The organism is Vibrio vulnificus NBRC 15645 = ATCC 27562 (genome assembly GCF_002224265.1).
Taxonomy (GTDB): Bacteria; Pseudomonadota; Gammaproteobacteria; order Enterobacterales; family Vibrionaceae; genus Vibrio; species Vibrio vulnificus.
The window spans coordinates 2,107,871-2,134,355 of the sequence record NZ_CP012881.1; the positions used below are offsets into that span (position 1 = coordinate 2,107,871).

Sequence of the window (26,485 nt, forward strand, 5' to 3'; positions counted from 1 at the left end):
GGGTTAGTTTTTTTACGCCGATTTGGCCTGAATTTGCGCCCTATAATAGCTCACGCCGTGCCATTTGAGAATCGCGCCGTGATTTCTAGCGACTCGGGCAACTGATTTAGGTGCCAATTTTGTACACCCCAACGCAGAATTTCATCCAAATTGGCCTGATGAAGTTCTTTGGGAATGGCAAAACCTAAAAAAGCCATCGCTTCAAGAATCATAGAGGCTGGATGTGTCAAATCAATGCCAGTGGCATGATTTTGTTTGGAGAGCTTGTTGCCATTTTTATCCATTGCCAGTGGCAAGTGCAAATATCGGACAGGAACTTGACCGAGCATGCGGTACAAGCTGATTTGACGACCGGTTGGTTCGATCAAATCAGCGCCACGCACCACTTCAGTCACACCCTGATCGATATCGTCCAATACCACTGCAAGATTATAGGCAAACAAACCATCACGGCGTTTGATGATGAAATCTTCTTGCGCGAGTTCAAGAGGAATCTGCATCTGCCCATGACGAAGATCGTCAAAATGAGTGATGGGCTGCGTCATTTTGAGACGAATAGCCCCTTCATCCAAATGCAACTCTTGGCAATGGCCGTTGTAATAGCCACCCATTTCTTTGATCTGCTTGCGACTGCACTGGCAGTAATAGGCTTGACCGCTTTGCAGCCATTGATCAATTTGCGCTTGATAGAGGTGATGACGCTGGCTTTGGTAAACCACTTCGCCATCCCAAAATAAGTGATAAGTTTCGAGCGTTTTTAAAATCAAATCCGCCGCCCCCGGCATTTCTCGAGGCGGATCGAGATCTTCAATACGCACTAACCACTGACCATGCTGAGATTTGGCTTGAAAGTAGCTGCCTAAAGCGGCAATCAAAGAGCCAAAATGCAATGGGCCTGATGGGGAAGGGGCAAAACGACCGATGTAGCTCATGGATGTCATCTCAAAACAAAAAGGGAGCATCAGCTCCCTTAATCATGTTAGGCAGGTTATTCTTAACCTTGCATTTGCTTCTCTTTGATCTCTGCAAGCGTTTTACAGTCGATACAAAGATCGGCAGTTGGGCGCGCTTCTAAACGACGAATGCCGATTTCCACACCACAAGATTCACAGAAACCGAAATCATCATCTTTGATTTTATCCAGCGTCTTCTCAATTTTCTTGATCAGGCGGCGTTCGCGGTCACGGTTACGCAGTTCTAGGCTGAATTCTTCTTCTTGAGAGGCACGGTCAACTGGGTCAGGAAAATTCGCCGCTTCGTCCTGCATATGGTGAACAGTACGGTCAACTTCTTCCCTAAGCTGATTGCGCCAAGCTTCTAAAATCTTTCTAAAGTGAGCCACTTGGCCTGGTGACATGTATTCTTCACCGGCTTTTTCCTGATATGGCTCCACACCTGCAATGGCTAGGATGCCTAGCGTTTTTTTCTTCGATTCTGGCATACAGCATCTCCTACTTACACCTAGTCAACTGCTAAGCAGCTAATTTAAGGCGGGTATCTATAGCAGAAAGAGGCGGTGCTGGCAAACTATCAATCGTAAACTTAACGTCAATGTGAAGACCACATCATTTTTCTAGCTATTGTTAAACGCAATAGCAGAATTGAGTTTGATTTCAGTATTGCTGATCTCTGCTTTATAGCAGAGGACTTCAACTCCGGCTTTTTGTGCTTGTTTTAGTAATTGGGAATATTTGGCGTCTATATGGAGCGCCGCAGCAACTTTTTCAATACCTGAATGTAAAACAGCAAATAAAAGTATGGCTCTACTTCCATTTTGTGCCATTTCTGTGAGCTCTCGCAGGTGTTTTTGTCCACGGGTGGTCACTGCATCAGGAAAGAAGCCTTGTCCAGGCTCGGTGTCATCTAGCAAGGTGACACTCTTTACTTCTATATAGCATGCTGGTCGGTCGCTTGCGCTGAGCAAGATATCAATTCGACTATTTTCATGACCATATTTCACTTCAGTTTGAAGTTGCTCATACCCTGAGAGCTCTTTAATCCAGCCTTGTTCAATCGCTTCCACTGCGAGCTGGTTAGCGCGAAGGGTATTGACACAGATAAGGTGACCCTGCTGCGTTTCTGTGATTTCCCAACTGTGGGGGTATTTTCGTTTGGGGTTGTCAGAAGTGGAATACCACACTTTATCACCAGGGGTTGCGCAACCAGTCATGGCACCAGTATTGGCACAATGAATCGTGCCTGTCTCGCCGCTTTGATAGGTCACATCGGCGAGAAAGCGTTTATAGCGTTTTTGTAATAGAGCGCAATCTAGCGCGGGTTCGAAATGCATTTGCTTATTTAGACGAGCGGGTTTTTATGTACAATGTGGCCGCCATTTAAGCATAAGGACTCAACATTGTCACAACTGCCTATCCACGCCGTGATGCCACAACTGCTTCAAGCGGTCTCGCAACATTCACAAGTCATACTCAAAGCCGCACCTGGTGCGGGTAAATCCACTTATTTCCCTTTGCAGTTGCTGCTGAGTAATGAATTCAGCGGAAAAATCGTGATGCTTGAGCCGCGACGCTTGGCGGCACGCAATATTGCTCGCTATTTGGCGCAGCAACTTGGCGAAAAAGTTGGTGAGAGAGTGGGGTATCGCGTTCGTGGCGAAAGCAAGGTTAGCCACGCGACCAAGCTGGAGATCGTTACCGAGGGGATCATGACGCGCATGATCCAAAGCGATCCAGAGCTGAATGGGGTTGATGTACTGATCTTTGATGAATTTCACGAGCGTAGTTTGCATGCTGATATTGCCTTGGCGCTTGCTCTTGAAGTGCAAGAAGCGCTGCGTGACGATCTGAAATTAGTGGTGATGTCGGCCACACTTGAGCAGCATGCTTTGCAATCTCTCATGCCTCAGGCCAGTTTTATAGAATCTCAAGGTCGCAGTTATTTGGTTGAGCAGCGCTATCAGCCGTTAAAAACGAACGACTTTTTACCCAATGTGATGGCGAAAACCATTGAGCATCTACTGGCAACGGAATCGGGCTCTTTGCTGGCGTTTCTACCAGGAGTGGCAGCGATCAAACAAGTGGCAGAGCGTTTAGAGCATCTCAGTGAGCAAGTGGTGGTCTGCCCGTTGTACGGTCAGCTCTCTTTTGCTGAGCAGCAAAAGGCGATTGAGCCCGCCAAAGCCGGTGAGCGAAAGGTGGTGCTGGCGACCAACATTGCCGAAACATCGTTAACCATCGAAGGGATCCGCTTGGTCGTCGATAGCGGTTTAGAGCGGGTGGCAAAGTTTGATTTGAAAACGGGGATCACCAAGTTAGAGCAAGTGCGTATTGCGCAATCGTCAGCCATTCAGCGCGCGGGGCGTGCGGGTCGAGTGGAAGAGGGGATTTGTGTACGTTTGTACTCTGAAAGCCAGTACCAGCAAATGGCGAGTGTGCCCCTTCCAGAGATCATGCAAGCCGATCTTGCTCCGCTGATGATGGAGCTGGCGCAATGGGGGGTAAGTGAACCAGAACAAGTGAAGTTATTGGATATCCCCTCTTCGGCAGCGGTGCGTCAGGCCAAACAACTGTTGCAGCAATTGGGATTAATCTCTGGGCACCAATTGACGAGTGAAGGACAGCTGGCGCAGCGGCTTGGTGTTGAGCCGCGTATTGCCGCCATGTTGATCGGTGCTCAGCAACGCGACGAGACGCTTTTCGCCTCAGCCTTGGCAGTCGCGGTGATGTTGGAAGAGCCTGAGCGTAACATCAGCAACGTTTGTCACAGCTTACATCGTTGGCAGCAAAGTAAGCACAGCAAGACGGCGCTACTCACTCAGCGTGCTAATGCTCTGGCGAATAAACTCAATGGCACTTTCTCTTTAAAACGGGTGACCGAATCGGCCTGTGCCATTGCCGCTAGCTTGGCATTTCCCGATCGCATTGCTCAAAAACGAGGCCAACAGTTTGGCCGATATTTGATGGCAAATGGTCACGGAGCAGAACTGCGTGAGGATGATCCTTTGGGCGGAGAAGAGTACCTTGTGGTGCTCGATCTGATGCGTGGCCAAAAAAATGCCAGCCAGATCCAATTGGCTATCCCGCTAGACCTATCGGCTTTGCAACAAAGCAATCCAAGTTGCCTCGTTAGCCACGAGCACATTGATTGGGATGAAAGCAAAGGGCGTTTACTGGCGGAAAAGCAGCGAAGAATCGGAGAGCTGGTGGTGAACAGAGAAACACTTGCTCAACCCGGAAAAGAAAAAATGACGCAAGCTTTACTCTCCTATGTCCGAAGAAAAGGGCTAGCGGTATTAGACTGGGGCGATAAATCCCAATCGCTACTCGAGCGTATTCGTTGTGCCATTGAGTGGTTGCCGGAACAGGCTTGGCCTGCGATGGATGAGGCCAGCTTGCTCAGCGAGTTAGAGCAATGGTTGGAACCGTATATGGCACATGTCGCAACGGTGAAAGATCTGGCTAAAATCAACCTCTGCGAAGCATTGAATGCTCGCCTTGGTTGGCCGTTGAATCAGCAATTGGATGAGTGGTTGCCTAAGCACTACACCTTACCAACCGGCACCCAGCAAATGATTCGCTATCAACAAGGTGCTAACCCAGTGCTTTCGGTACGCATGCAAGAGATGTTTGGTGAGCAAAGCTCGCCAACGCTGGCGCAAGGACGTGTAAAGCTCACCTTAGAGCTGCTTTCCCCTGCGCGTCGTCCTTTGCAAGTGACGCAAGACCTGGCCGGTTTTTGGGCTGGCGCTTATAAAGAAGTGCAAAAAGAGATGAAAGGTCGTTACCCTAAGCATGTTTGGCCTGACGATCCTGCCACTCACCAAGCAACCAATAAAACCAAAAGACAGTTACACTCATGACCCAAGAAAAAAAGTCGAACGACAGTAAGAAAACGACCACAAGAAAGCGTACCGCCAATCGTACTCCGAGAAAAACGACCAAAAAACGCAGCGCAGTGAAAGCACCAAGGCGTCAATGGTTGAAGACGCTTTGGTCTTTGAGTTGGAAAGCGGGGCTCGCGTTGGTAGCAGTGCTGATTTTTGTCGGCATTTATCTCGATAGTGTGGTCAAACAACGTTTTGAAGGTCAGCTATTTCAACTGCCGACGGTGGTGTATGCGCGTATTCAAACCTTGTATGCGGGAGAAAATGTTTCTCGCCCGGAGCTGCAGAAAGAGCTCGATATCCTCAACTATCGCAAGGTGAGCCAGCCGAGATATCCCGGTGAGTATTCCTCTTCATCGAGCAAGATTGAGCTTATTCGTCGTCCTTTTGAATTTGTCGATGGGCCAGAGGCTGATCGTCATGTGATGTTGCATTTTGACGCCTCAAGCTTAACTCGCATTCAATCTCTGGAATCCAAAGGGGATCTCGGCTATTTGCGCCTTGAGCCGAAGATGCTGGGCATGCTGGAGAAAGACACCGACGAGCAGCGCTTGTTTTTACGCCGTGAGCAATTTCCCGAGATCATGGTTGATGCTCTGTTAGTCACGGAAGATCGCGATTTCTATCAACATGATGGTGTATCTCCATTAGCGATTGCACGCGCGATGTTTGTCAATCTTAAAGCGGGCAGAACGGTGCAAGGGGGCAGTACCTTGACACAGCAGTTGGCCAAAAACCTTTTTCTTACCCAAGACCGAACTTTATGGCGAAAAGTGAGAGAGGCGTATATCGCGTTGATCTTGGACTATCGCTACAGTAAAGATCGCATTCTTGAAGCCTATCTTAACGAAGTCTATTTAGGGCAGAGTGGAAACCAAGCGATCCATGGTTTTGGTTTGGCTTCTCGTTACTACTTTGGTCAACCGATCCAAGAGTTGCGTATTGATCAGTTGGCGATGCTGGTGGGGATGGTGAAAGGGCCATCTTACTATAATCCAGTGCGCTTTCCTGAGCGCACCAAAGAGCGTCGTGACTTGGTGCTGCGTTTGATGATGCAGCAAAATATGCTCACCGCATCGGAGTACGATCAAGCCACCAGTCGCCCTCTTGATATTCAAGATGTCCCACGTATTGCCAGCCGACAACCCGCTTATTTTCAGCAGTTGTCGATGGAATTAAGGGAGAAAGTGGGGGAAGCTTTCCAAGGCGAAATGGGATTGCGCGTGTTTACTTCGCTTGATCCTATTTCACAAGACAAACTGGAAAAAGCGATCAGCAAAAAAGTCCCTGAGTTGGGGAAAGTGGCGGGTAATGAGCTCGAAGCGGCGGCCGTTGCCGTGGATCGTACCAGTGGTGAAATTCGTGCCATGGTGGGTGGTAAACGCACGGGATACGATGGTTTTAACCGGGCGATCAACGCCAGCCGTCCGATCGGCTCTTTGGTGAAGCCGGCCGTGTATTTGACGGCGCTAGAACAGCCTGAAAAATACACCTTAGCCACCACGTTGCAAGATACGCCATTAAGTTTGAAAGGCAGTAAAGGCTCGGTATGGGAGCCTCGCAATTTTGATCGACAGTTCCGCGGTGATGTGCCTCTTTACCAGGCTCTGGCGAAATCACTCAACGTGCCCACAGTTCGCCTTGGCATGCAACTGGGGATTGATCAAGTATCCGATACGTTGGCGAGATTAGGGGTAAATCGCAACGAAATTCGCCCAGTCCCTTCTATGTTCCTTGGTGCGTTCTCTCTCACGCCGTTGGAAGTGGCGCAGATGTACCAAACCTTGACAAATTCAGGACGAAAAGCGCCACTCACCGCCCTTCGTTCTGTGGTAGATTTGGAGGGGCACGTTTTGTATCAGTCGTTGCCCAAATCCTCTCCTGCAGTGAATGAGCAGGCAGCATGGCTAACCACGTATGCGATGAAACAAGGGGTGGCACAAGGCACAGGCCGTTATCTGCAAAATCAGTTTGCTTGGGCTGCGCTCGCGGGCAAAACTGGCACCAGTAATGATAGCCGAGACAGTTGGTTTGTCGGGGTTGACGGCCGAGAAGTCACCACCATTTGGCTAGGCCGAGATGATAACCAGCCGACCAAGCTGACAGGCGCAAGTGGTGCGTTGCGAGTGTACGCTGAATACCTAAAACAGCGGACGCCAGAGAAACTGATTTTGCCGTGGCCAAAAGAGATCACCACCTTAGGTTATCAGCAAAAAAGCGATGGTGAACTTTCGCTCGACTGCTCAAGTCAATTCACTCTGCCGGTGTGGGATAAGCTGGGTGAATTAAAAGCACAGTGTGAAAAATCCTCTAACTGGTTGAATAAATTGCTCAGTTGGTAATTGTCCCCGTACCCAATTCGGTGTAAAACTGTTCAACATAAAGTGAAAACATAGGGAGAGTGAAAGCGTGACACGAGTTAATAAGAGGTGGTTCGATAGCCTGACATGTTGTTTCGTCGTATTCGTCGGGCTTCTCAAGCTACCTACAGTTTTCGCTCAGTCACTCTCTTCCTATGAAGAAGAACGCCCTAAAGTGGCGGTGGTCTTAGCGGGTGGTGGAGCTAAAGGCGCGGCGCACATTGGTGTGTTGAAAGCGCTGGAAGAGATGCAGATTCCGGTGGATTACATCACGGGGACCAGCATGGGCGCGTATGTTGGCGGCTTGTACGCTACTGGCATGAGCGCTGACGAGATCGAAAGCTTCATTTACAGCATCGATTGGTACAGCGGCTATCGTGATCGCGTCGATCGTAGCCAGCGTCGTGTGCGAGACAAAGAGGCCGAAGACCGCTATCAGCTAAGAACCGACATCGGCTTGCGTTTTGGTGAAGTGCACGCACCGCGTGGTTTTGTGCAAGGGCAAAACATGCTGCGCATTTTGCGTGAAACCACCGGGAACTTAAATGAGTTCCAATCATTTGATGATCTCGCGATACCTTACCGCTCAGTGGCCACTGATATTGTAGAGCTGCAAGAAGTGGTGATCGATAAAGGCCAACTGGTGGATGCTATGATGGCCAGTATGTCTGTGCCTGGTGCGTTACCTCCATACGAGCTCAATGGGCGCATGTTGGTCGATGGCGGCGTTGTTAACAATATGCCAGTGGATATTGCCAGAGCGATGGGGGCAGACATTGTTATTGCTGTCGACATCAGTACCGATTACAAGCAGAAAGAAGACTTTACCAGCATGCTGGTGGTCGCAGATCAGTTGTCTAATTATCTTGTTCGTCGCAGCACCCAACAACAAGCGGAGAGCTTAGGCGGACAGGATGTATACCTGAGACCAGATGTTGGTCAAATGGAAACCACCGAATTTGCCAAAATGCCAGATGCCTATGAGGCCGGCTACAAAGCAACCTATCAGATGAAAGAGAAGCTGCTGGCTCTGCGACTCAATGGCAGCCAATACCAGCACTATATTGATGCTAAGCAGCAAGCACGAAAAATGCTCAACTATGGTGACCAGACTCGCGTCGATCAAATTGTGGTGATCAACAATACCCACTACAGTGATGGTCTATTGACTCGTCGTCTTGATTTGGATACTGGCCGAGTACTGAAAACGGATGAAATCGAAGCGGCGATAGAAAACCTCTATGCCTTAGATCGCTTCGAACTGATCTCTTATCACTATGAGGAAGTGGACGGGATCAACCAACTCGTGGTCGTGGTGGATGAAAAATCATGGGGGCCAAATTACGTTAACTTTCGCTTTTTCCTTGAAGATGATTTCACCACAGACAGCCAATATGGTGTTGGCCTCTCGACCAACTTCACCGATCTGAACTCCCAAGGTGGTGAGTTGACCATTAATTTGGAAATGGGCACTGATAAATTAGCCGAGGCGGAGTTTTATTCACCGATCTTTTTTGGTCAGGAGCTGTTTGCGACGGCTAAAACCACTTACAGCAGTGATAAGCGCAGTGTTCCATTGTCTGATTTCGATGAGCCTCCACTCGAGAATGCCTATGATTATTTCCCGATAACCTACTCACAATTTATTGGTGAGTTGGCGCTAGGATACCAACCGACACTATGGCAAGAGCTGAAACTGGGGGCTCGTTACGCGAAAGGGGATATTGAGCTATCCACCATTCAATCGGCGGGATCGAGTAACTTCGAGCGCCTTGGTGCATTCGTACAATATCGTTTAGATACCTTAGACAATTATGCTCTTCCCACGCGTGGCGCTTACTTGGATATCGAATATTTGGTCTCCCATGATGAAAGCCCCGAGATCTTTGAAAGTGACTTTACTGGCCAATCACAAAGTGACACGGTTCACGAGTTATCTTTGGCCGCACGGGTTGCGACGACCTATAAGCGTCATACTTTGGTCGGGTCTGCCGATTATGAGGTGGTGCAAAGTAAAAACAACTATATTCCCCTTGATCCTAAGGCTATCGGTGGCTTTCTCAATCTGTCCGGTATTCCGCGCAATAGTCTGATTGGACAAAACAAACTTTTCACCAGTTTGGTCTATCGCTATCGTTGGTTTGATAATGACTTTGGCATGTTTGAGGCTCCAGTCTATTTAGGCGCATCGATTGAGTATGGTGGTGTCTGGTCGGATACGACGTTAACAATCAGTGACGCACCGCTCTACAACGCGGCGAGTGTGTTCGCAGGAATTAACTCGCCCATTGGGCCCATTATCTTGGGTTATGGTCGCACTGAACGAGATTTGGACGCGATCTATTTGATCATTGGTACATCGTTCCGCTAGTGATGAAAAGTTGAACAAAAAAGACGAATAAATAGCTAAATTTAATGGGACTTTAGTCTTAAGTTGCTATGTTGGTCAAAGTGATGAGATTTTAATTTATCGTTAAATTTGCTATTCTATCGCCCACAGTTTGGCCTCTGCGGCGCTGTTTCTCAATCATAATTGAATGAAAACATGGGCAATAGGGAGCCAAGTTTCCAAGGATGTTCACTCCTTTACTTTGAATCATAGTAATAACAAAAGGAGGAACCGCAATGAGAGGAAAAAGTCGTGCTTGAAGCCTACCGTAAACACGTCGAAGAGCGTGCAGCAGAGGGAGTTGTTCCAAAACCTCTAGATGCAGAACAAGTTGCTGGACTTGTTGAACTTCTGAAAAATCCCCCACAAGGTGAAGAAGAGTTTCTTCTAGACCTACTTGAAAACCGCATTCCCCCAGGTGTTGATGAAGCCGCGTATGTTAAAGCGGGTTTCCTTGCTGCGGTGATTCGTGGTGAAGCAAGCTCTTCGCTTGTCAGCCGTGAGCATGCGGCAAAACTGCTTGGCACCATGCAAGGTGGTTACAACATCGAACCATTGGTTGCCTTGCTGGATGATGAAGCTCTGGCGCCAATTGCCGTTGAAGCGCTGTCTCACACGTTGCTGATGTTTGACGTTTTCTATGACGTTGAAGAAAAAGCGAAAGCCGGTAATCAATATGCGCAACAAGTGCTTCAGTCATGGGCTGATGCAGAATGGTTCTTATCAAAACCTGAGCTTGCCGAAAAAATTACGTTAACCGTATTTAAAGTCACGGGTGAAACCAACACCGATGATCTGTCTCCAGCTCCGGATGCTTGGTCTCGCCCTGATATTCCTGTTCACGCTTTAGCGATGCTAAAAAATGAGCGTGAAGGCATTGTGCCAGATCAGCCTGGCAGCATTGGCCCGATCAAACAGATTGAAGCGCTAAAAGAACAAGGTCACCAACTTGTTTATGTTGGTGATGTTGTGGGTACAGGTTCATCTCGTAAATCAGCAACCAACTCAGTGCTTTGGTTTATGGGTGATGACATTCCTTACGTACCAAACAAACGTGCGGGTGGTTATGTATTGGGTGGTAAAATCGCACCTATCTTCTTTAACACGATGGAAGATGCGGGTGCGCTACCTATCGAAGTGGACGTCTCCAAGCTCAACATGGGCGATGTGATTGATGTCTACCCATATCAAGGTAAAGTGGCCAACCATGCAACCGGTGAGGTTCTCGCTGAATTCTCACTCAAAACGGATGTGTTGATTGATGAAGTTCGTGCTGGTGGCCGTATTCCACTGATCATCGGTCGTGGTTTGACAGAGAAAGCACGTCAATCACTAGGCTTAGCGCCATCTGATGTATTCCGCAAACCAGCTGACGTTGCAGATTCGGGCAAAGGCTACACGCTTGCTCAGAAGATGGTGGGTAAAGCATGTGGCGTAACGGGTATTCGCCCAGGGACCTACTGTGAACCTAAAATGACCACCGTTGGTTCGCAAGACACCACTGGCCCAATGACGCGTGATGAGCTAAAAGATCTCGCTTGTCTTGGTTTCTCTGCCGATCTTGTGATGCAGTCTTTCTGTCACACCTCAGCGTATCCAAAGCCTGTAGACGTGAACACACACCATACTCTGCCTGATTTCATCATGAATCGCGGCGGTGTGTCACTGCGCCCAGGCGATGGTGTTATCCACTCATGGCTAAACCGCATGCTGCTGCCTGATACTGTCGGTACAGGTGGTGACTCGCATACTCGTTTCCCATTGGGCATTTCATTCCCTGCAGGTTCTGGTCTCGTTGCGTTTGCGGCAGCGACCGGTGTTATGCCTCTGGATATGCCTGAGTCAATCTTGGTGCGCTTTAAAGGCGAAATGCAGCCAGGTATTACGCTGCGTGATCTTGTCCATGCCATTCCTTACTACGGCATCAAGCAAGGTCTATTAACGGTTGAGAAAGCCGGTAAGATCAACGAATTCTCTGGTCGTATTCTGGAAATCGAAGGGGTAGAACACCTCACGGTTGAGCAAGCGTTTGAACTGTCTGATGCATCCGCTGAGCGCTCTGCGGCAGGTTGTACTGTGAAACTGTCTCAAGCATCGATCGAAGAGTACCTCAACTCGAACATCGTGATGCTGAAGTGGATGATTTCAGAAGGTTACGGTGATCGTCGTACTATTGAGCGTCGTATCGTTGCGATGCAAGAGTGGCTAGCAAGCCCAGAATTGATGTCGGCAGACAGTGACGCAGAATATGCACACGTGATTGAAATTGATCTAGCGGAAATCAAAGAGCCGATTCTTTGTGCGCCGAACGATCCAGACGACGCTCGTCTGCTTTCTGATGTTCAAGGCACGCAAATCGACGAAGTGTTCATTGGTTCGTGTATGACCAACATTGGTCACTTCCGCGCTGCGGGTAAGTTGCTAGAGAAGTTCAAAGGCCAGCTTGATACGCGTCTGTGGATTGCACCACCAACCAAGATGGACCGTGACCAACTGACTGAAGAAGGTTACTACGGTATTTACGGCCGTGCTGGGGTTCGTATTGAAACTCCGGGATGTTCGCTGTGTATGGGTAACCAAGCGCGCGTTGCAGACAAAACCACGGTGATGTCAACGTCAACACGTAACTTCCCGAACCGTTTAGGTACAGGTGCGAACGTGTATCTATCCTCAGCAGAATTGGCGGCAGTCGGTGCGATTCTTGGCCGTATCCCAACGGTAGAAGAGTACATGGAGTACGCGAAACAGTTGGATGCAACGGCGGCGGATACCTACCGTTACCTCAACTTCCACCTGATGGGGCAGTACACCAAAAAAGCCGATACAGTGATTTTCCAACAGCCGGCTTAGTAAAATCGTTGATAATAAAAAACCGCTGAATTTTCAGCGGTTTTTTTACGTTAAGCAAAGCTTAACGGCGAGTCATACAAAAAGCAGCGGCAACGTTTCTTGCTGTTAGCTCCACGTTCTCTGCCGCTTCTGCTAACGCGGTTGGCAGATCAACGGAACGATTGACCACGGCAAAGACGGCGTCGAGTCCATGTTCATGGACAACTCCGCAATCGGCGGACAGACAACCCGCGATGCCAATCACCGGCAAGCTGTGCTTTTTCGCTGTGCGCGCGACACCGATTGGGGTTTTGCCATGAATGGTTTGGCTGTCAATACGACCTTCACCTGTGATCACCAGATCCGCATCCGCAACGATTTCATCTAAGTGAACTGCGTCCATGACAATCTCAATACCAGGACGAAGCTCGGCATTGAGCAAGCCTAGCAGCGCCGCACCCATGCCGCCCGCAGCGCCCGCACCGGCCATATCACGAACATCCGCGCCAAGTTGCTGTTTAATGATCGCGGCATAGTGCGCCAAGTTTTCATCCAAGATTTTGACCATATCTGGCGTTGCCCCTTTTTGTGGCCCAAAGACAGCGGAAGCGCCTTTTGTACCACATAGTGGGTTATCAACGTCACACGCGACTTCGAGGCGAACTTGAGCCAAACGAGGATCGAGTTGAGAGCAGTCAATCGTTGCCAATTTCGCTAGCTCACCACCGCCATAGCCAAGTGCATTTCCTTGTGCATCAAGTAGTTTGATGCCGAGAGCCTGCGCCATACCAATGCCACCATCGTTGGTCGCGCTGCCACCGATGCCAACAATAATGTGCTCCACACCGTGGTCGAGGGCGGCTTTGATCAACTCGCCCGTCCCAAACGTTGTGGTGATGAGTGGGTTGCGCTGAGCTGGTGTCACAAGGTGTAAGCCAGAAGCGGCCGCCATCTCGATGACAGCGGTCTTGCCTTCGCCCAACAAACCGAAAAAGCCACAAACAGGTTGGCCAAGTGGCCCCGAGACAGTGTGTTCGATGATGGTCCCGCCAGTGGCGTCAACCATCGATTGGACTGTGCCTTCTCCACCATCTGCCATAGGGAGCTTAACGTACTGTGCATCGGGTAAGACTTGCTTAAATCCTTTTTCAATCGCGATTGCCACATCCATGGCAGTAAGGCTTTCTTTATAGGAATCTGGAGCAATAACGATCTTCATAAAGACTCTCTTACAGTAAAACTAAACTTAATAAATAAACCAGTAGCATAGCCGTGATGCCTTGCACTAACGTTGCAGCAGTTTGCGCACGATAGGCTAAGCCAACGCTCATACGGCTGAACTGCGAGACAACCCAGAAGAAGCTGTCATTCGCATGAGATACAGTCATTGCCCCAGCGCCGATAGCCATTACGGTTAGTACTCGGCCCATCTCGGAATCTAAACCTAACTGAGCAAGCATTGGCGCAACGAGTGCTGAAGTGGTAACGAGTGCAACGGTCGAGGAGCCTTGGGCTGACTTTAATGCTGCAGCGACGATGAATGGCATGAAAATGCCGATTCCTAGCGCAGAAAGTGTTGTACCTAAATAGGTGCCTAGTTCCGTGGCTTTAAGTACCGCACCAAAAGCACCACCAGCACCAGTGATCAGCAGAATCGGTGCCGCAGCGGTAATGCCTTGGCTAATACGTTGACTAAATTCTTCTGCCTTATTGTTTGATTTAAGTAGGCGAACGGAAAGAAGTAAACCGATAAATAGGGCGACGAGCGGTTGTCCTAAAAAGCCAAGCATTTGGAATAGGAACCCTTCTCCCAAAGGAAGTGATGGGAATTTTGCAATAGAACCAAGACAGATGAGAAGGATCGGCACAAAGATTGGTGAAAAAGCTTGGCTGGCAGAAGGTAGCGTGCCGTAGGAGGCCTTCAGTGCTTGCCAGTCTTGTTGTAGCTCTTCCTGTTGTTCAAGGTTATCGGGTTCAATATCTTTAAAGCGGTTTGCCCACAGCATACCGGCTAAAGCCGCTACGGCAGCCACGAAGACACCGACACCAATCACTAAACCAAGATTCGATTCCAAACCTAAGTTACCAGCAGCGGCGATTGGTCCCGGCGTTGGCGGAACGAAAGTATGGGTAGCATACAAGCCAGTGGCCAAAGCTACGCTCATCGCGACACTGGAAGTACGTAGACGTTTGGCTAGTGATTCTTTCAAAGAGTTCAAAATGACATAACCAGAATCGCAAAAAACAGGAATAGAAACGATATAGCCGATTATGGTCATGGTTAAGGTTGGAAAACGTTCTCCTAAAACGCGAATGACGGTGTCTGCCATCGTGATGGCAGCACCACTTTTTTCCAAAATGACACCGATAATGGTGCCGAGTACGATGACTAAACCTATGTAGCCTAAGATGCCTCCAAAACCACTGGTGATGGTTTTAGCGATGCTTTCCGCGGGTAATCCATAGGCGAAGGCGGCTAAAAAAGCGGCTGAAATGAGTGCTAAGAAAGGGTGTAGTTTAAATTTTGTTGTAGCGATGACGATAAAGGCAATCACCGCCAACAGTATCAAGATGAGTTCCATGTACAATCTCCATGATGTAGGTGGGTAAGTTAATTGCTATCGATTTCATATTGTTTTAGTAGGTTAATTATCGATAGCAAAATGCATTATCAAGGAGTGGCTCAAAAAATAACTGTGCAAACTAACAAAAAATCCGCCTAATAAAAGTGATAATTTGTTCTTGTGCACATATTGTGAATTTTCTTAGGTTAATTTTAGCGCCAAATAGAACTGTATTTTCCCATCTAATGTATTGATATTTATTGAGGTTATTTGTTGTATCTTCTCTAATCGATAGCGAAGTGTATTGCGATGGATATGGAGACTCTGACAGGTTTGAGCTGGGTCGCAATCTGATAACAAATAATTCTCCAAAGTACGTAACAGCAACCCTTGTTTATCGTGTTGTGCAAGGAGAACGAGAGGGGCTTGTAGGCGTGTCCTTTGCCAACTGTCGTAGTGAATTGAACTTAGTAATACTGGGAGCTGGTGATCGTGATAAAAAAACATGGTCCCTTTAAGCTTGCGGGTGACTTCTAAGGTCGTTTTCGCGGTTTGAAAGGATTGAACCAAACCATTGATACCAGGAAAGTAGTCGCCAACGGCGACACGGACGGAATAACCTGCTTCGTTGTCGATACGTTTTATTAGTGAGCGAACACGTTGTTTCTCTTTGATTGGGTCCCAACAATCGTGCACGAGAGAGGCGGGTTTGAGTACAACTACTTGATGTTCTGACACCGACAATATGCCCACTAAGTTATTGCGTTCGGGGTATTCGAGCAAATGAACAAGATGCTGCATATGTTCTAAAGTAATGTGGTTGTTTCCCTTGGGCATTAACTTAATGATCGCGACAATTCTGGGTTCGGATATATCAATATTTAATCGTTGAGCTATCAATGCTAGCTGGCTCTGCTGCTCGATATCGGCAGAAATGAGTTGAAGTACCAGTTCCTCCCTGTGTCTCTTGTCCCATTGAATTTGCTCCATCACCTCCGCTTGCTCAACAATGAGTTCTGCGGTCATTTTAACCAACTCGCCGTATTGTCGTACTTCAAGTGGTGCACCCGAAACACCAACGACGCCAAGCACTTGCTCGTGGTGCACGATGGGTAAGTTGATCCCAGGTTTAACCCCCATGAGGTGCTCGGCCGTTGCTGTGTCTATCTCTACCACACGCGATTCGTTGATGGCGAGAATTGCGCCTTCATGCTTCTGATAAAGACGGCTAGCATCCCCCGAACCAATAATTCTCCCTTGATCGTCCATTACATTGACCGAATAGGGGATGATCTTCATGGTGCGTTCGACAATTTGCCGAGCAATAGTTTCGTTCAGTTTCATGCTTGAGAGTGGAGTCCAAGTGAGAATTTGTCGATAATAGTACCTGATCTCGTTATCAATAGAGAAAAACATGGATTACGAATTTAAGAAAAACATCCTAGATGGTAACTATTACTGCCATTGCTCAATGGACCATGAAATTGTTGGCCGTTGGATTCAAGAAGAAATCGGCAAAGAGAGCACTAAAATCGCCCAAGTGCTGGCTTTAATTGCCGCCGCAAGAAGTAACCCGACAGAAGAGCTTTGCTTAAATGGCACCGAAATCAGCCTGATGATTTGTGGCGATGAAGTCACTGTGCAAGACAATGCGTTGCTGCACAGCTACGAGCTTGAGGCAGAGAGCGAGTTCGAACTGTATGAATGTGAGAGTGTCGCATGTTGTGGTTTAGAAGACTTTGAACAGCTAATTCAGCAGTGGCAATTGTTCGTTCGTCGTTGATGGATAGCTTGTTGCACGTTTATTGAACACTTGCTTTATATTTGTGAATAGAGCGCACTATTATGGTGCGCTCTATTTTTATTTTTGTAACTTTTAAAATCAATTTCATTTAAAAACAATAAGATAAAAAGTTGGCACGTTGCTTGGATTATCTAAAGCGTTACAGGATGAACGCTTTCAGAGAGGATGCAATGAAACTAATTAATGCCATTATCAAACCTTTTAAGCTCGATGATGTTCGAGAAGCGCTAGCTGATGTCGGAATAGAGGGAATGACCGTTTCCGAGGTTAAAGGCTTTGGTCGTCAAAAAGGTCACACTGAACTTTACCGTGGAGCGGAATATCAAGTGGACTTTCTACCTAAAGTCAAACTGGAGATCGCAACGCAGGCTGAGAATGTTGACCGTGTGATTGAAGCGATCACCAAAGCAGCGCACACCGGAAAAATCGGTGACGGCAAAATCTTTGTTTACGACTTGAGCCATGCCGTACGTATTCGTACTGGTGAAACTGACGTTGAAGCACTTTAACGATTCAAAGGATTGGAGAGATACATTATGGAATTAACAACAACAGTCTCGGAACTACGCTACGCGCTCGATACCTTTTTCTTCCTTATTTCTGGGGCGCTGGTGATGTGGATGGCAGCAGGCTTTGCCATGCTGGAAGCGGGGTTGGTTCGTTCAAAGAACACCACGGAAATCTTAACCAAGAACTTCTGCCTATACGCGATTGCGTGCACCACGTATTTAGTCGTGGGCTACAACATTATGTACGTGGATAACGGTGAAGGCGGTTGGTTGCCTTCGATTGGCGCATTAATTGGTAGCCAAGCTGAAGGGGCCGATCACTCACTTGAGTCAGACTTCTTCTTCCAAGTGGTGTTTGTGGCAACGGCGATGTCAGTGGTGTCAGGGGCGGTTGCTGAGCGTATGAAGCTTTGGTCTTTCTTGTTGTTCTCCGCCATTTTGACTGCCTTTATTTATCCGGTAGAAGGCTACTGGACGTGGGGTGGTGGCTTCTTGTCAGCGGCGGGATTTAGTGACTTCGCAGGTTCGGGTATTGTGCATATGGCAGGTGCATCAGCGGCATTAGCCGGAGTGTTATTGCTTGGAGCGCGTAAAGGTAAGTACGGCAAAAATGGCGAAGTGTATCCAATCCCTGGTTCAAACATGCCATTGGCAACGTTAGGTACCTTTATTCTGTGGTTCGGCTGGTTTGGTTTTAATGGTGGCTCACAACTAATGGTGTCTGACTTTGAAAACGCGACGGCCGTTGGGCAAATTTTCCTTAACACGAATGCTGCAGCTGCTGCGGGGGCCATTACTGCACTCTTTGTATGTAAAACAACATGGGGCAAAGCGGATTTAACCATGATTCTCAACGGCGCGCTTGCTGGTTTGGTTGCGATTACTGCTGACCCTCTTTCACCATCACCTCTGTATTCGGTGGCGATTGGTGCAGTAGCAGGTGCCTTGGTTGTGTTCAGTATCGTTGGTCTTGATAAGTTAAAAATTGATGATCCAGTGGGCGCGATCTCGGTTCACGGTGTGTGTGGCTTCTTTGGTCTCATGGTTGTGCCAATCAGCAACGGTGACGCGAGCTTCCTTTCGCAACTATTTGGTGCAGCAGTGATTTTTGCTTGGGTATTTGGTGCAAGCCTTGCAGTTTGGGCGGTACTGAAAGCCACCATCGGCATCCGAGTATCGGAAGAAGAAGAGATGGAAGGGATGGACATGCACGACTGCGGTGTCGGCGCGTACCCGGAATTCGTTACGGTAAAATAAGTCAACTAAGACATACTTGCTTACAAATAAAAATATCAAAAACCTGCTCATACCAGCAGGTTTTTTTGTTTTCCGTCATTGTGTTCTAAGCTATGATGAATATAATAACGCTACTGATAAACGTTATCATTACGAATCTAAAGGATTGAATCAATGAAAAAGCTGCTTACTCTTTCTGCGCTTGCATGTGCCACTCTTGCTCCTACCGCAATGGCTGCTGAAGAGGTGAATGTTTACTCTTACCGTCAACCTTTCCTTGTTGAACCAATGTTCAATGAATTCACAAAGGAAACCGGTATCAAAGTAAACGTGATGTTTGCAAAAACTGGTATTGCAGAGAAACTTGCGCAAGAAGGCGAATACAGCCCTGCTGACGTGATTCTAACCGTAGATATCAGCCGTCTTGCTGAGTTAACAGACAAAGGTCTTGTTCAGCCAGTCAACAGTGAAATCATTGAAGCGAATGTTCCTGCTCAATACCAAGACAAAGAAAACGAGTGGTTTGCACTAACGACTCGTACTCGTAGCGTCTACTCTTCTCGTGATCGCGTTGGCAAGCTAGGCGATGCTTTCACTTATGAAGATCTTGCTAAGCCAGAGTTCAAAGGCAAAATCTGTACTCGTAGTGGTAAGCACCCTTACAACATTTCACTGGTCTCTGCGATGATTGCACACCACGGTGAAGCTGAAACCAAGAAATGGTTGGAAGGCGTAAAAGCAAACCTAGCTCGTAAACCTCAAGGTAACGACCGTGGTCAAGTGAAGGCAATTAAAGAGGGCCTTTGTGATGTTTCTCTAGGTAACAGCTACTACCTAGGTGCAATGGTTAATGACCAAGAGCAGAAAGCGTGGGCAGATGCGGTTTACATTAACTTCCCTAACCAGCAAACCACGGGCACACACGTGAACATTTCTGGTATGGCGATGGCGAAATACGCACCAAACAAAGCCAATGCGCAGAAGCTAATGGAATTCCTAACTGGCGATAAAGCACAGCATATGTATGCAGAAGTGAACTTTGAGTACCCAGTAAAAGCGGGCGTTGAGCGCTCTGAGCTTGTGGCTTCTTGGGGTGATTTCAAAGCAGACACCATTTCTCTAGATGACATCGCATCGCATCACGCAGCAGCAATCAAACTGATTGATGAAGTGAAATTTGACCTTTAAATGAAACTAGGGGTATAACTATACCCCTATTTATTAAAGTGATATGAGATGTATTTGCAAACGCATCTGTGTTTCATACGCCCGTGCAGTTATTAGGCGATGAAAGAAAAAAAATACACATGGAAAACCAGTAGTGGAGCGTTGGCTTTACTGCTGGTTTTGCCGATTTTGGCGATCTTCTATACCGCTGTCGGATACAGTGATGAGCTGTTTGCTCATTTGATGTCGACGGTGATGCCATCTTACATATTGAATACCATTCTTTTGACGACGGGCGTGTTAGTTGTCTCTCTCATTTTGGGTATTCCGAGTGCGTGGTTCATGGCCATGTGCAAACTTCCCACTGAAAAATGGTTGCAATGGGCCTTAGTGCTGCCATTGGCTATGCCGGGGTACATCATCGGTTATATTTTTACCGATTGGTTTGATTTTGCCGGCCCTGTGCAGATTTTACTGCGAGATCTCACTGGGTGGGGCCCAGGAGACTATTGGTTTCCTGATATTCGAACGGTTGCAGGGGCTACCTTCGTGTTGTCGCTCGTGCTCTATCCATATGTTTATTTACTCTGCCGTGCTGCTTTTATGGAGCAAAACGTCTCTTTACTGCAAAGTGCTCGCTTACTGAAGTGCAGCGCGTGGGAGAGTTTCTGGCGTATTTCCATGCCGCTTGCTCGTCCCTCTATTGCCGTGGCTTTATCGCTGGTGGCCATGGAGACCATTGGTGATTTTGGTACCGTCAGCTATTTTGCCGTCAACACGCTCACCACTGCGGTATATGACACTTGGCTTGGTTATTCCAACTTAAACGCGGCGGCAAAAATTTCGGCCTTAATGCTGCTGATTGTCATCTTGTTACTCAGTGCAGAGCGTTATAGCCGACGAAAGCAAAAACTCTTCCAAGCGCAATTTAATAGCCACGAAGATTTCCGCTATGAACTCAAAGGCTGGAAAATGTGGGCAGCACTGATTTGGTGTTGGGGCTTGGTCGCTATTGCCTTTGTTTTCCCGCTGCTGCAATTGGTGGACTACTCGATTACCTATTTTGAACAAAGCTGGACCAATGAATTTCGTCGCTTTGCCATGAATAGCCTTAAAGTCTCGATTGCGGCCGCCATCGTTGCAGTGATTGTCGCATTGATCGTCAATTTCAATCATCGTTTACACAATCAGAAAACCAGCTTGGCGTGTATTCGTTTATCGTCATTGGGGTATGCGGTGCCAGGTACCGTATTGGCGATTGGCATCATGGTGCCTGTTTTATCTATGGATCACTTGGTCAATGATGTTGCGAAATACATGGGATGGGGCAGACCTGGTCTGATTTTCTCAGGTACCATTTTTGCGATCATTTTTGCCATGGTCGTGCGTTTTTCTGCGGTGGCGATTGGCAGTATTGAAAGTAGCTTAAATAAAATCTCACCTTCGCTCGATATGGCATCACGCACCATGGGCTGCCATGCCAATGCCATGTTATGGCGTGTGCATTTCCCGTTGATCAAACGCGGCATGCTGATTGCGGGATTGTTGGTATTTATTGAGTCGATGAAAGAGCTGAATGCTGCGCTGCTACTGCGCCCATTCAACTTTGAAACCTTGGCCACCTATGTTTACAACTATGCCTCCGACGAGCGTTTGGAGCTGGCCGCATTGCCGGCGGTGTTGTTGGTGTTGGTTGGCTTGATCCCCCTTGTTATCGTTAACCGTTCACTGGAGCAGAGTCACTAATGAGTTGCGCACTATCGATTAAAAACCTGACTTGTCAATACGATGCTCAAACGGTGCTTGAGTCACTCTCTCTGGAAGTGGAACAAGGGCAGATTGTTTGTTTACTTGGGGCCAGTGGTTGCGGAAAAACCACTTTATTGAAAGCCATCGCAGGGCTGCTGCCTCTCTCTTCGGGAGAGATGAGTTTAAACTGCATGATGATCGATAATGGTGAGCATTGGGTTCCACCTGAGCAGCGTAATATCGGCATGATTTTCCAAGATTATGCGCTGTTTCCTCACCTTACCGTGGCAGAGAATGTGGCGTTTGGTTTGCGCGGTTGGAGCAGTGAAGCTCGCCAGAGCAAAGTCAAAGAAATGCTAGAGTTGGTGCATTTGTCTCCTTTTGCTGATCGTTACCCGCACCAGCTCTCGGGTGGCCAACAGCAACGAGTGGCGATTGCTCGTTCGTTGGCGTACAAGCCAGATTTGCTCTTGCTCGATGAACCGTTTTCGAACATCGATACGCAAGTACGCCATGAACTGATTGCAGAGATTCGTAAAATTTTTAAGCAGCAAGGCGTAACAGCAATTTTCGTTACGCATAGCCGAGAAGAAGCGTTTGCCTTTGCCGATAAAATGGCGGTGATGAATCATGGTGTGATTGAACAATATGGCACCGCTTCTGAGCTTTATTACAAACCGTCGAGCAAGTTTGTTGCCGATTTCCTTGGTGGCGGCAGTTATCTACCTGCCAAGCGTTTGTCTGAATCTGAATTTGAAACCCACTTGGGCGTCGTCGAAGCCACCGCGCAGCAATCGATTTTGATTAATGATCAGTGTGAGTTGTTGTTGCGTCCTCAGCACATTCAAATCAGTGCCGCAGAGGAAAGCAGTATCCGTATTATGGAGCAGCAATTTATGGGTGATCACTGCCGCTATGTGATCGAAGCCAATGGAAATAAGCTGCTCGCCAGTTCGGCAGAAGCACTCAATATCGGGCAAATGGTGTCAGTGAAAGTCGACACGCAAGGCATTTTGGCTTTTTAACTCTGTTACAAAGAAAAAAGCCCGACCAAAATTGGTCGGGCAAAGGTACGTTATCTCATCGCTTTGTCGAGTGATGTTTAAAGGGCTAAAAACTCTTTAAATTGATTAACGACCAGTTCGGCAGTCTCTTTATCCTGCATCTCAGCAAAAATGCGCAGCAGTGGCTCAGTGCCGGAGAAGCGAGCTATCACCCAGCCTCCGTTTTTGAAGTACACTTTCGCCCCATCGTCATAACTGACTTTTTCGATCTCAAAGCCAAATTCAGGCAACTGTTTTTTGACATAAATTTTGTCGTACAGCGATTGTTTGGCCGCTGGTTTGAACTTGCAATCACCTTCTGCCATGTAGGCATAGCCGTACTTGCTGTAAATCTCTTCCAGCAACTCAGAAAGCTTCTTGCCCGTCACAGAAATCATCTCAACCAACAGGCTCGATGCAAATACGCCATCTTTGCCTTTGATGTGACCACGAATGGTTAAACCACCAGAGCTTTCCCCACCAATGAGCGAATCGTCGGCTTCCATTTGTGAGCTGATGTGTTTAAAGCCAACAGGTACTTCAAAACACTTCTCACCATGATCGGTGGCGATTTTATCCAACAGGTGTGTGGTGGCGATGTTGCGAACCACAGAACCTTTCCAGCCTTTGTACTCCAGTAAGTAGTAATACAGCAGGATCAGCACTTCGTTCGGATGAATGAAGTTGCCTTTTTCATCGATGATGCCCAAGCGGTCTGCATCGCCATCAGTACCGATACCGATGTCGTAGCCTTGTGCCGCCACGAGGTGTTTGAGGCGGTAGAGTGTTGCTGCACTCGGGGATGGCATTAAGCCGCCAAAGTCAGGGTTTTTACCGTCGTTGATCACGTCAACATCACAGCGTCCATTGATCAACACCGTTTGCAGTGCGTTCTTCGCCACACCAAACATCGGGTCGATCAGCACGCGTAGATTGGCCTTTTTGATTGCTTCGATGTCGATGAAGTTGATGATGGAATCGACAAACTCGTTCATTGGGTTGATGATGACAATTTGTTTGTCTTCTACCGCTTGTTCGAAATCAACACTTTGCACTTGATCCAAGGTCAGATGAGCAATTTGCGCTTCGATTTTCTGCGTGATCACTTCGTCCGCATCACGGCCACCTTCAATGAACACTTTCACGCCATTGTAGTCGGCAGGGTTGTGAGAAGCGGTAATACAGGCAGAGTAAGCACAGCCCATTTCTTTGGCTTTGAACATCACAATTGGCGTTGGGACAAATTTATTGATGAAGCTCACCACAATGCCATTCGCGGCAAGGACTTCGGCAAACCAAGCGCCGGCTTTATCCGATAGAAAACGACGGTCATAGCCAATCACGAAACCGCGTTCAGCAACCTGTTCGTTATTGATGATGTTGGCTAGAGCCTGTGCGACCAAGCGAACGTTATCTTTGGTGAACTCTTCGCCAATAAAAGCGCGCCAGCCACCGGTTCCAAATTTGATCATAATTCGATCTCCCTTAGGAAATGGCCCGTGGGCCATTTCCCAAACTATTTGCTAGCGATAACGTGATGGGATTAACCCAAAACGACCACAACCTCATTCACGGTGCCTTCCGCCTGCGCAGGAACGGCACCTTCGATCGCTTGACCGTTAAGGGTGATGGATTTAACGCCCTTAGAAACACCTTGCGGGTTTTCCACTTTGATTTGGTAAGTCGCGCCACGCCATTGACGAGTCACTTCAAAACCAGGCCACGATGTTGGAATGCATGGGTCGATTTCAAGCGAATCAAAACCAGTACGTACACCGAGAATAAAGTTGGTGGTCGCGTAGTAAGCCCAACCTGAGGTTCCCGTTAACCAAGGGTGGTTTGCACGCCCATGATCTTGGTGGTCACGACCCATGATGAACTGAACGTAGGAGTACGGTTCTGCCATGCGCGTTTCAATGATGTCGTTTTGGTTATATGGGTTGAGTGAGTCGTAAAGCTCCATAGCGCGATCGCCACGGCCGAGTTTCGCTTCCGCTACCCAAGCCCATGGGTTTGGATGCGAGAAGATAGCGCCGTTTTCTTTCACGCCTTGGTAAACGCGAGTGACGAAACCAATATCATCGTTTGGTGTTGCGAACGATGGTGCGTTGAGGTGTAGACCGTATTTCGAGAACAGGTACTCGTAGACCGCATCCATCGCTTTGATGCCGCGCTCGTGGCTGACTGCGCCAGACAGTACTGCCAGCGAGTTTGACTCAAGGTGTACTTTACCTTCTACTTGGTCGAAGGTACCGATCTTGTCACCATCTTTGGTCAAACCACGGATATACCATTCGCCTTTCTCATCCCACAAATGAGTTTCACACGCTTCACGAACGCCGTTTGCCATCGCTTGGTATTTGTCTGTCGCCGCTTCATCATTGCGGAAGCGAGAAAGCTCTAGGAAAGCTTCCAGTGCCCAGAAGTGTAGGAATGACACCATAGAAGACTCGCCACCACCTAGGTTTAGACAGTCGTTCCAGTCTGCGCGTAGACCTTTACAGATACCCGTTTGACCAACGTATTCTGCGGAGAAATCCAGCGCCGCCATCATGTGTTCATACACAGTGGCGTTGCCGCCGTCGGCATAAGGAATCACTTCATCAATAAAGCCGATATCGCCTGTCTCTTTCACATAGTTCAAGATGGTTGGCACGATCCATAGGTGGTCGTCTGAACAGGTGTCTTTGATACCGTGGATCTTGTCATCGTCAGATGGTGTTGGGACAACGGTTGGTGATTTTGATGGTTTAACATCCGCTTTTTCTGGATCGAACCAATCTGGATCAAATAGGTGTAAACCGTATCCGGCTTTCACTTGGCCGCGAAGTAGATCAACCAAGCGCTTGCGCGTCATTGCTGGGTTGGTGTGAGGAACCGAAATTGCGTCTTGCGCGGTATCGCGGTAACCCAAGCCTGTACGGCCACCCACTTCAATGAAAGAGGCAAAACGAGACCACACCACGCACGTTTCTGCTTGGTATAGAGTCCATGCGTTGATCATGGTATCCAAACCTGCGTTTGGAGATTTCACTTGGAACTTCTCACAGCGCTCGTCCCAGTGTGCTTTGATACCAGCAAACGCTTGATCAACTTTAGCAAGATCTTGGTATTTTTCGCGCAGTTTTGCGCCATTACCTTTACCTACACCTAAGATCACGGCAAAGCGTACTTTTTCGCCTGGTTGTAGAACGAATTGCTTGTGTAAAGCGCCACAGTGGTTGTAACACGTTTGGGCAGTGTTAGAACATTTACCTTGTGCCACAGCGATAGGATTCGCTTCGTCACGGTACATACCGAGGAAGACATCGCGTTGGCCGTCGTAGCTATCAGCATCAAATGTGGCTGTTAGGTAGTAGAAACCTAGGAAGTCGTCGGTGTTGTAGTAAAGATCGTATTCAATCACGCCGTCTTTGTATTCGGTACCTGCAGAGTACAACGACATCTGATGGTTTTGGTTGTCCGATTTAATGTGGCTGAAAGAAAACTCAACGTAGTTGAATGCACTGATGGTACGTACTTCGTCAGAGGTGTTCTCGATTTCAACATCCCAAACTTCCGCGTCTTCGCCTTTTGGTACAAACAGAGTTTTGTTGGCAACGATGCCATTGTATTCACATTTGAATTTTGAGTAAGACAAGCCATGACGTACTTCGTATTTAGCTTGTTCTAGGCTTTTCGCCACAGGCTGCCATGAAATTGACCAGTAATCACCCGTTGCATCATCGCGTAGGTAGACATAGTGCCCCGGACGATCTTGAGTAAAGTTTGGACGGAACTTGGTCACACGGTTGTACTCAGGAGAGTGATAGAAAGAGTATCCCCCTGCGTTGTGTGAAATAACGGTACAGAATTTTTCGGTACCTAAGTAGTTGGTCCATGGTGCCGGTACATCCGGGCGAGTGATGACGTATTCACGATTGTCATTATCGAAATAGCCGTATTTCATTGTCATTTCCTTTTCAACAAACTGCTTGGTAAGGCAGTCAAAA

The 26,485-nt window shown here is 47.9% G+C and carries 18 protein-coding genes; 10 read left to right on the forward strand and 8 right to left on the reverse strand.

Features of this window, described 5'->3' with window-relative positions; all coding sequences use genetic code 11:
* Positions 1-50: 50 nt before the first annotated feature.
* The 3 genes from gluQRS to sfsA all read right to left on the reverse strand — a co-directional run bounded on the left by gluQRS (position 51) and on the right by sfsA (position 2,290).
* A complete protein-coding gene (gene gluQRS, locus AOT11_RS09925) occupies positions 51-932 on the reverse strand; it encodes a tRNA glutamyl-Q(34) synthetase GluQRS (protein ID WP_026060807.1) in 882 nt (293 codons plus the stop codon).
* 62 nt (positions 933-994) lie between these two features.
* On the reverse strand, positions 995-1,441 hold the full coding sequence (dksA, locus tag AOT11_RS09930) for an RNA polymerase-binding protein DksA (protein WP_017421208.1): 447 nt from the start codon (positions 1,439-1,441) through the stop codon (positions 995-997).
* A 132-nt stretch (positions 1,442-1,573) separates the two neighbouring features.
* A complete protein-coding gene (gene sfsA, locus AOT11_RS09935) occupies positions 1,574-2,290 on the reverse strand; it encodes a DNA/RNA nuclease SfsA (protein ID WP_017421209.1) in 717 nt (238 codons plus the stop codon).
* A 66-nt stretch (positions 2,291-2,356) separates the two neighbouring features.
* Here sfsA and hrpB point away from each other — a divergent pair, with 66 nt between their 5' ends.
* The 4 genes from hrpB to acnB all read left to right on the forward strand — a co-directional run bounded on the left by hrpB (position 2,357) and on the right by acnB (position 12,442).
* Positions 2,357-4,819, forward strand: coding sequence for an ATP-dependent helicase HrpB (hrpB, locus tag AOT11_RS09940; protein ID WP_017421210.1), 2,463 nt, complete (start codon positions 2,357-2,359; stop codon positions 4,817-4,819).
* A complete protein-coding gene (gene mrcB / locus AOT11_RS09945) occupies positions 4,816-7,185 on the forward strand; it encodes a penicillin-binding protein 1B (protein ID WP_017421211.1) in 2,370 nt (789 codons plus the stop codon). The genes hrpB and mrcB overlap by 4 nt, the downstream gene beginning before the upstream one ends.
* A gap of 100 nt (positions 7,186-7,285) precedes the next feature.
* Positions 7,286-9,574 (forward strand): patatin-like phospholipase family protein, encoded by a 2,289-nt coding sequence (locus AOT11_RS09950; protein ID WP_026060808.1) that lies wholly within the window; start codon positions 7,286-7,288, stop codon positions 9,572-9,574.
* A gap of 270 nt (positions 9,575-9,844) precedes the next feature.
* On the forward strand, positions 9,845-12,442 hold the full coding sequence (acnB, locus tag AOT11_RS09955; RefSeq protein WP_017421213.1) for a bifunctional aconitate hydratase 2/2-methylisocitrate dehydratase: 2,598 nt from the start codon (positions 9,845-9,847) through the stop codon (positions 12,440-12,442).
* 61 nt (positions 12,443-12,503) lie between these two features.
* Here the strand turns inward: acnB and AOT11_RS09960 are convergent, their stop codons facing one another.
* The 3 genes from AOT11_RS09960 to AOT11_RS09970 all read right to left on the reverse strand — a co-directional run bounded on the left by AOT11_RS09960 (position 12,504) and on the right by AOT11_RS09970 (position 16,329).
* Complete coding sequence (locus AOT11_RS09960; protein WP_017421214.1) at positions 12,504-13,640, reverse strand: glycerate kinase; 1,137 nt, start codon at positions 13,638-13,640, stop codon at positions 12,504-12,506.
* Between the two features lie 10 nt (positions 13,641-13,650).
* Positions 13,651-15,003, reverse strand: coding sequence for a GntP family permease (locus AOT11_RS09965; protein WP_017421215.1), 1,353 nt, complete (start codon positions 15,001-15,003; stop codon positions 13,651-13,653).
* A 183-nt stretch (positions 15,004-15,186) separates the two neighbouring features.
* Positions 15,187-16,329 carry a sugar diacid recognition domain-containing protein gene (locus AOT11_RS09970; RefSeq protein ID WP_026060809.1) on the reverse strand — a complete coding sequence of 381 codons (1,143 nt, stop codon included), beginning with the start codon at positions 16,327-16,329 and terminating at the stop codon, positions 15,187-15,189.
* A gap of 70 nt (positions 16,330-16,399) precedes the next feature.
* On the opposite strand from AOT11_RS09970, the gene AOT11_RS09975 reads away from it, so the two are divergent.
* The 6 genes from AOT11_RS09975 (at position 16,400) to AOT11_RS10000 (ending at position 22,475) form a co-directional block, all read left to right on the forward strand.
* Positions 16,400-16,768: a YacL family protein gene (locus AOT11_RS09975; RefSeq protein WP_017421217.1), complete on the forward strand. Its 369-nt coding sequence runs from the start codon at positions 16,400-16,402 to the stop codon at positions 16,766-16,768.
* A 191-nt stretch (positions 16,769-16,959) separates the two neighbouring features.
* Positions 16,960-17,298, forward strand: coding sequence for a P-II family nitrogen regulator (gene glnK / locus AOT11_RS09980; protein WP_013571157.1), 339 nt, complete (start codon positions 16,960-16,962; stop codon positions 17,296-17,298).
* 27 nt (positions 17,299-17,325) lie between these two features.
* Positions 17,326-18,555: an ammonium transporter gene (locus AOT11_RS09985; protein WP_026060810.1), complete on the forward strand. Its 1,230-nt coding sequence runs from the start codon at positions 17,326-17,328 to the stop codon at positions 18,553-18,555.
* A 153-nt stretch (positions 18,556-18,708) separates the two neighbouring features.
* Complete coding sequence (locus AOT11_RS09990; protein ID WP_017421219.1) at positions 18,709-19,722, forward strand: Fe(3+) ABC transporter substrate-binding protein; 1,014 nt, start codon at positions 18,709-18,711, stop codon at positions 19,720-19,722.
* A gap of 99 nt (positions 19,723-19,821) precedes the next feature.
* A complete protein-coding gene (locus tag AOT11_RS09995) occupies positions 19,822-21,447 on the forward strand; it encodes an ABC transporter permease (protein WP_017421220.1) in 1,626 nt (541 codons plus the stop codon).
* Positions 21,447-22,475 (forward strand): ABC transporter ATP-binding protein, encoded by a 1,029-nt coding sequence (locus AOT11_RS10000; RefSeq protein WP_017421221.1) that lies wholly within the window; start codon positions 21,447-21,449, stop codon positions 22,473-22,475. The genes AOT11_RS09995 and AOT11_RS10000 overlap by 1 nt, the downstream gene beginning before the upstream one ends.
* 77 nt (positions 22,476-22,552) lie before the next feature.
* On the opposite strand, the gene AOT11_RS10005 is transcribed toward AOT11_RS10000, so the two are convergent.
* Positions 22,553-23,965, reverse strand: a complete 1,413-nt coding sequence (locus tag AOT11_RS10005) for a phosphoglucomutase/phosphomannomutase family protein (RefSeq protein ID WP_026060811.1) — start codon at positions 23,963-23,965, stop codon at positions 22,553-22,555.
* 71 nt (positions 23,966-24,036) lie between these two features.
* Positions 24,037-26,442: a glycoside hydrolase family 94 protein gene (locus AOT11_RS10010; RefSeq protein ID WP_026060812.1), complete on the reverse strand. Its 2,406-nt coding sequence runs from the start codon at positions 26,440-26,442 to the stop codon at positions 24,037-24,039.
* Positions 26,443-26,485 lie beyond the last annotated feature (43 nt).

Bases quoted from the DNA above. Each gene is read 5' to 3' on its own strand.
- AOT11_RS09990 (WP_017421219.1), top strand. From the start codon at position 18,709: ATGAAAAAGCTGCTTACTCTTTCTGCGCTTGCATGTGCCACTCTTGCT.
- AOT11_RS09970 (WP_026060809.1), bottom strand. From the start codon at position 16,329: ATGAAACTGAACGAAACTATTGCTCGGCAAATTGTCGAACGCACCATG.
- AOT11_RS10010 (WP_026060812.1), bottom strand. From the start codon at position 26,442: ATGAAATACGGCTATTTCGATAATGACAATCGTGAATACGTCATCACT.
- sfsA (WP_017421209.1), bottom strand. From the start codon at position 2,290: ATGCATTTCGAACCCGCGCTAGATTGCGCTCTATTACAAAAACGCTAT.
- mrcB (WP_017421211.1), top strand. From the start codon at position 4,816: ATGACCCAAGAAAAAAAGTCGAACGACAGTAAGAAAACGACCACAAGA.
- AOT11_RS10005 (WP_026060811.1), bottom strand. From the start codon at position 23,965: ATGATCAAATTTGGAACCGGTGGCTGGCGCGCTTTTATTGGCGAAGAG.
- AOT11_RS09995 (WP_017421220.1), top strand. From the start codon at position 19,822: ATGAAAGAAAAAAAATACACATGGAAAACCAGTAGTGGAGCGTTGGCT.
- gluQRS (WP_026060807.1), bottom strand. From the start codon at position 932: ATGAGCTACATCGGTCGTTTTGCCCCTTCCCCATCAGGCCCATTGCAT.
- AOT11_RS09965 (WP_017421215.1), bottom strand. From the start codon at position 15,003: ATGGAACTCATCTTGATACTGTTGGCGGTGATTGCCTTTATCGTCATC.
- glnK (WP_013571157.1), top strand. From the start codon at position 16,960: ATGAAACTAATTAATGCCATTATCAAACCTTTTAAGCTCGATGATGTT.
- AOT11_RS09975 (WP_017421217.1), top strand. From the start codon at position 16,400: ATGGATTACGAATTTAAGAAAAACATCCTAGATGGTAACTATTACTGC.
- dksA (WP_017421208.1), bottom strand. From the start codon at position 1,441: ATGCCAGAATCGAAGAAAAAAACGCTAGGCATCCTAGCCATTGCAGGT.
- AOT11_RS09985 (WP_026060810.1), top strand. From the start codon at position 17,326: ATGGAATTAACAACAACAGTCTCGGAACTACGCTACGCGCTCGATACC.
- AOT11_RS10000 (WP_017421221.1), top strand. From the start codon at position 21,447: ATGAGTTGCGCACTATCGATTAAAAACCTGACTTGTCAATACGATGCT.
- AOT11_RS09960 (WP_017421214.1), bottom strand. From the start codon at position 13,640: ATGAAGATCGTTATTGCTCCAGATTCCTATAAAGAAAGCCTTACTGCC.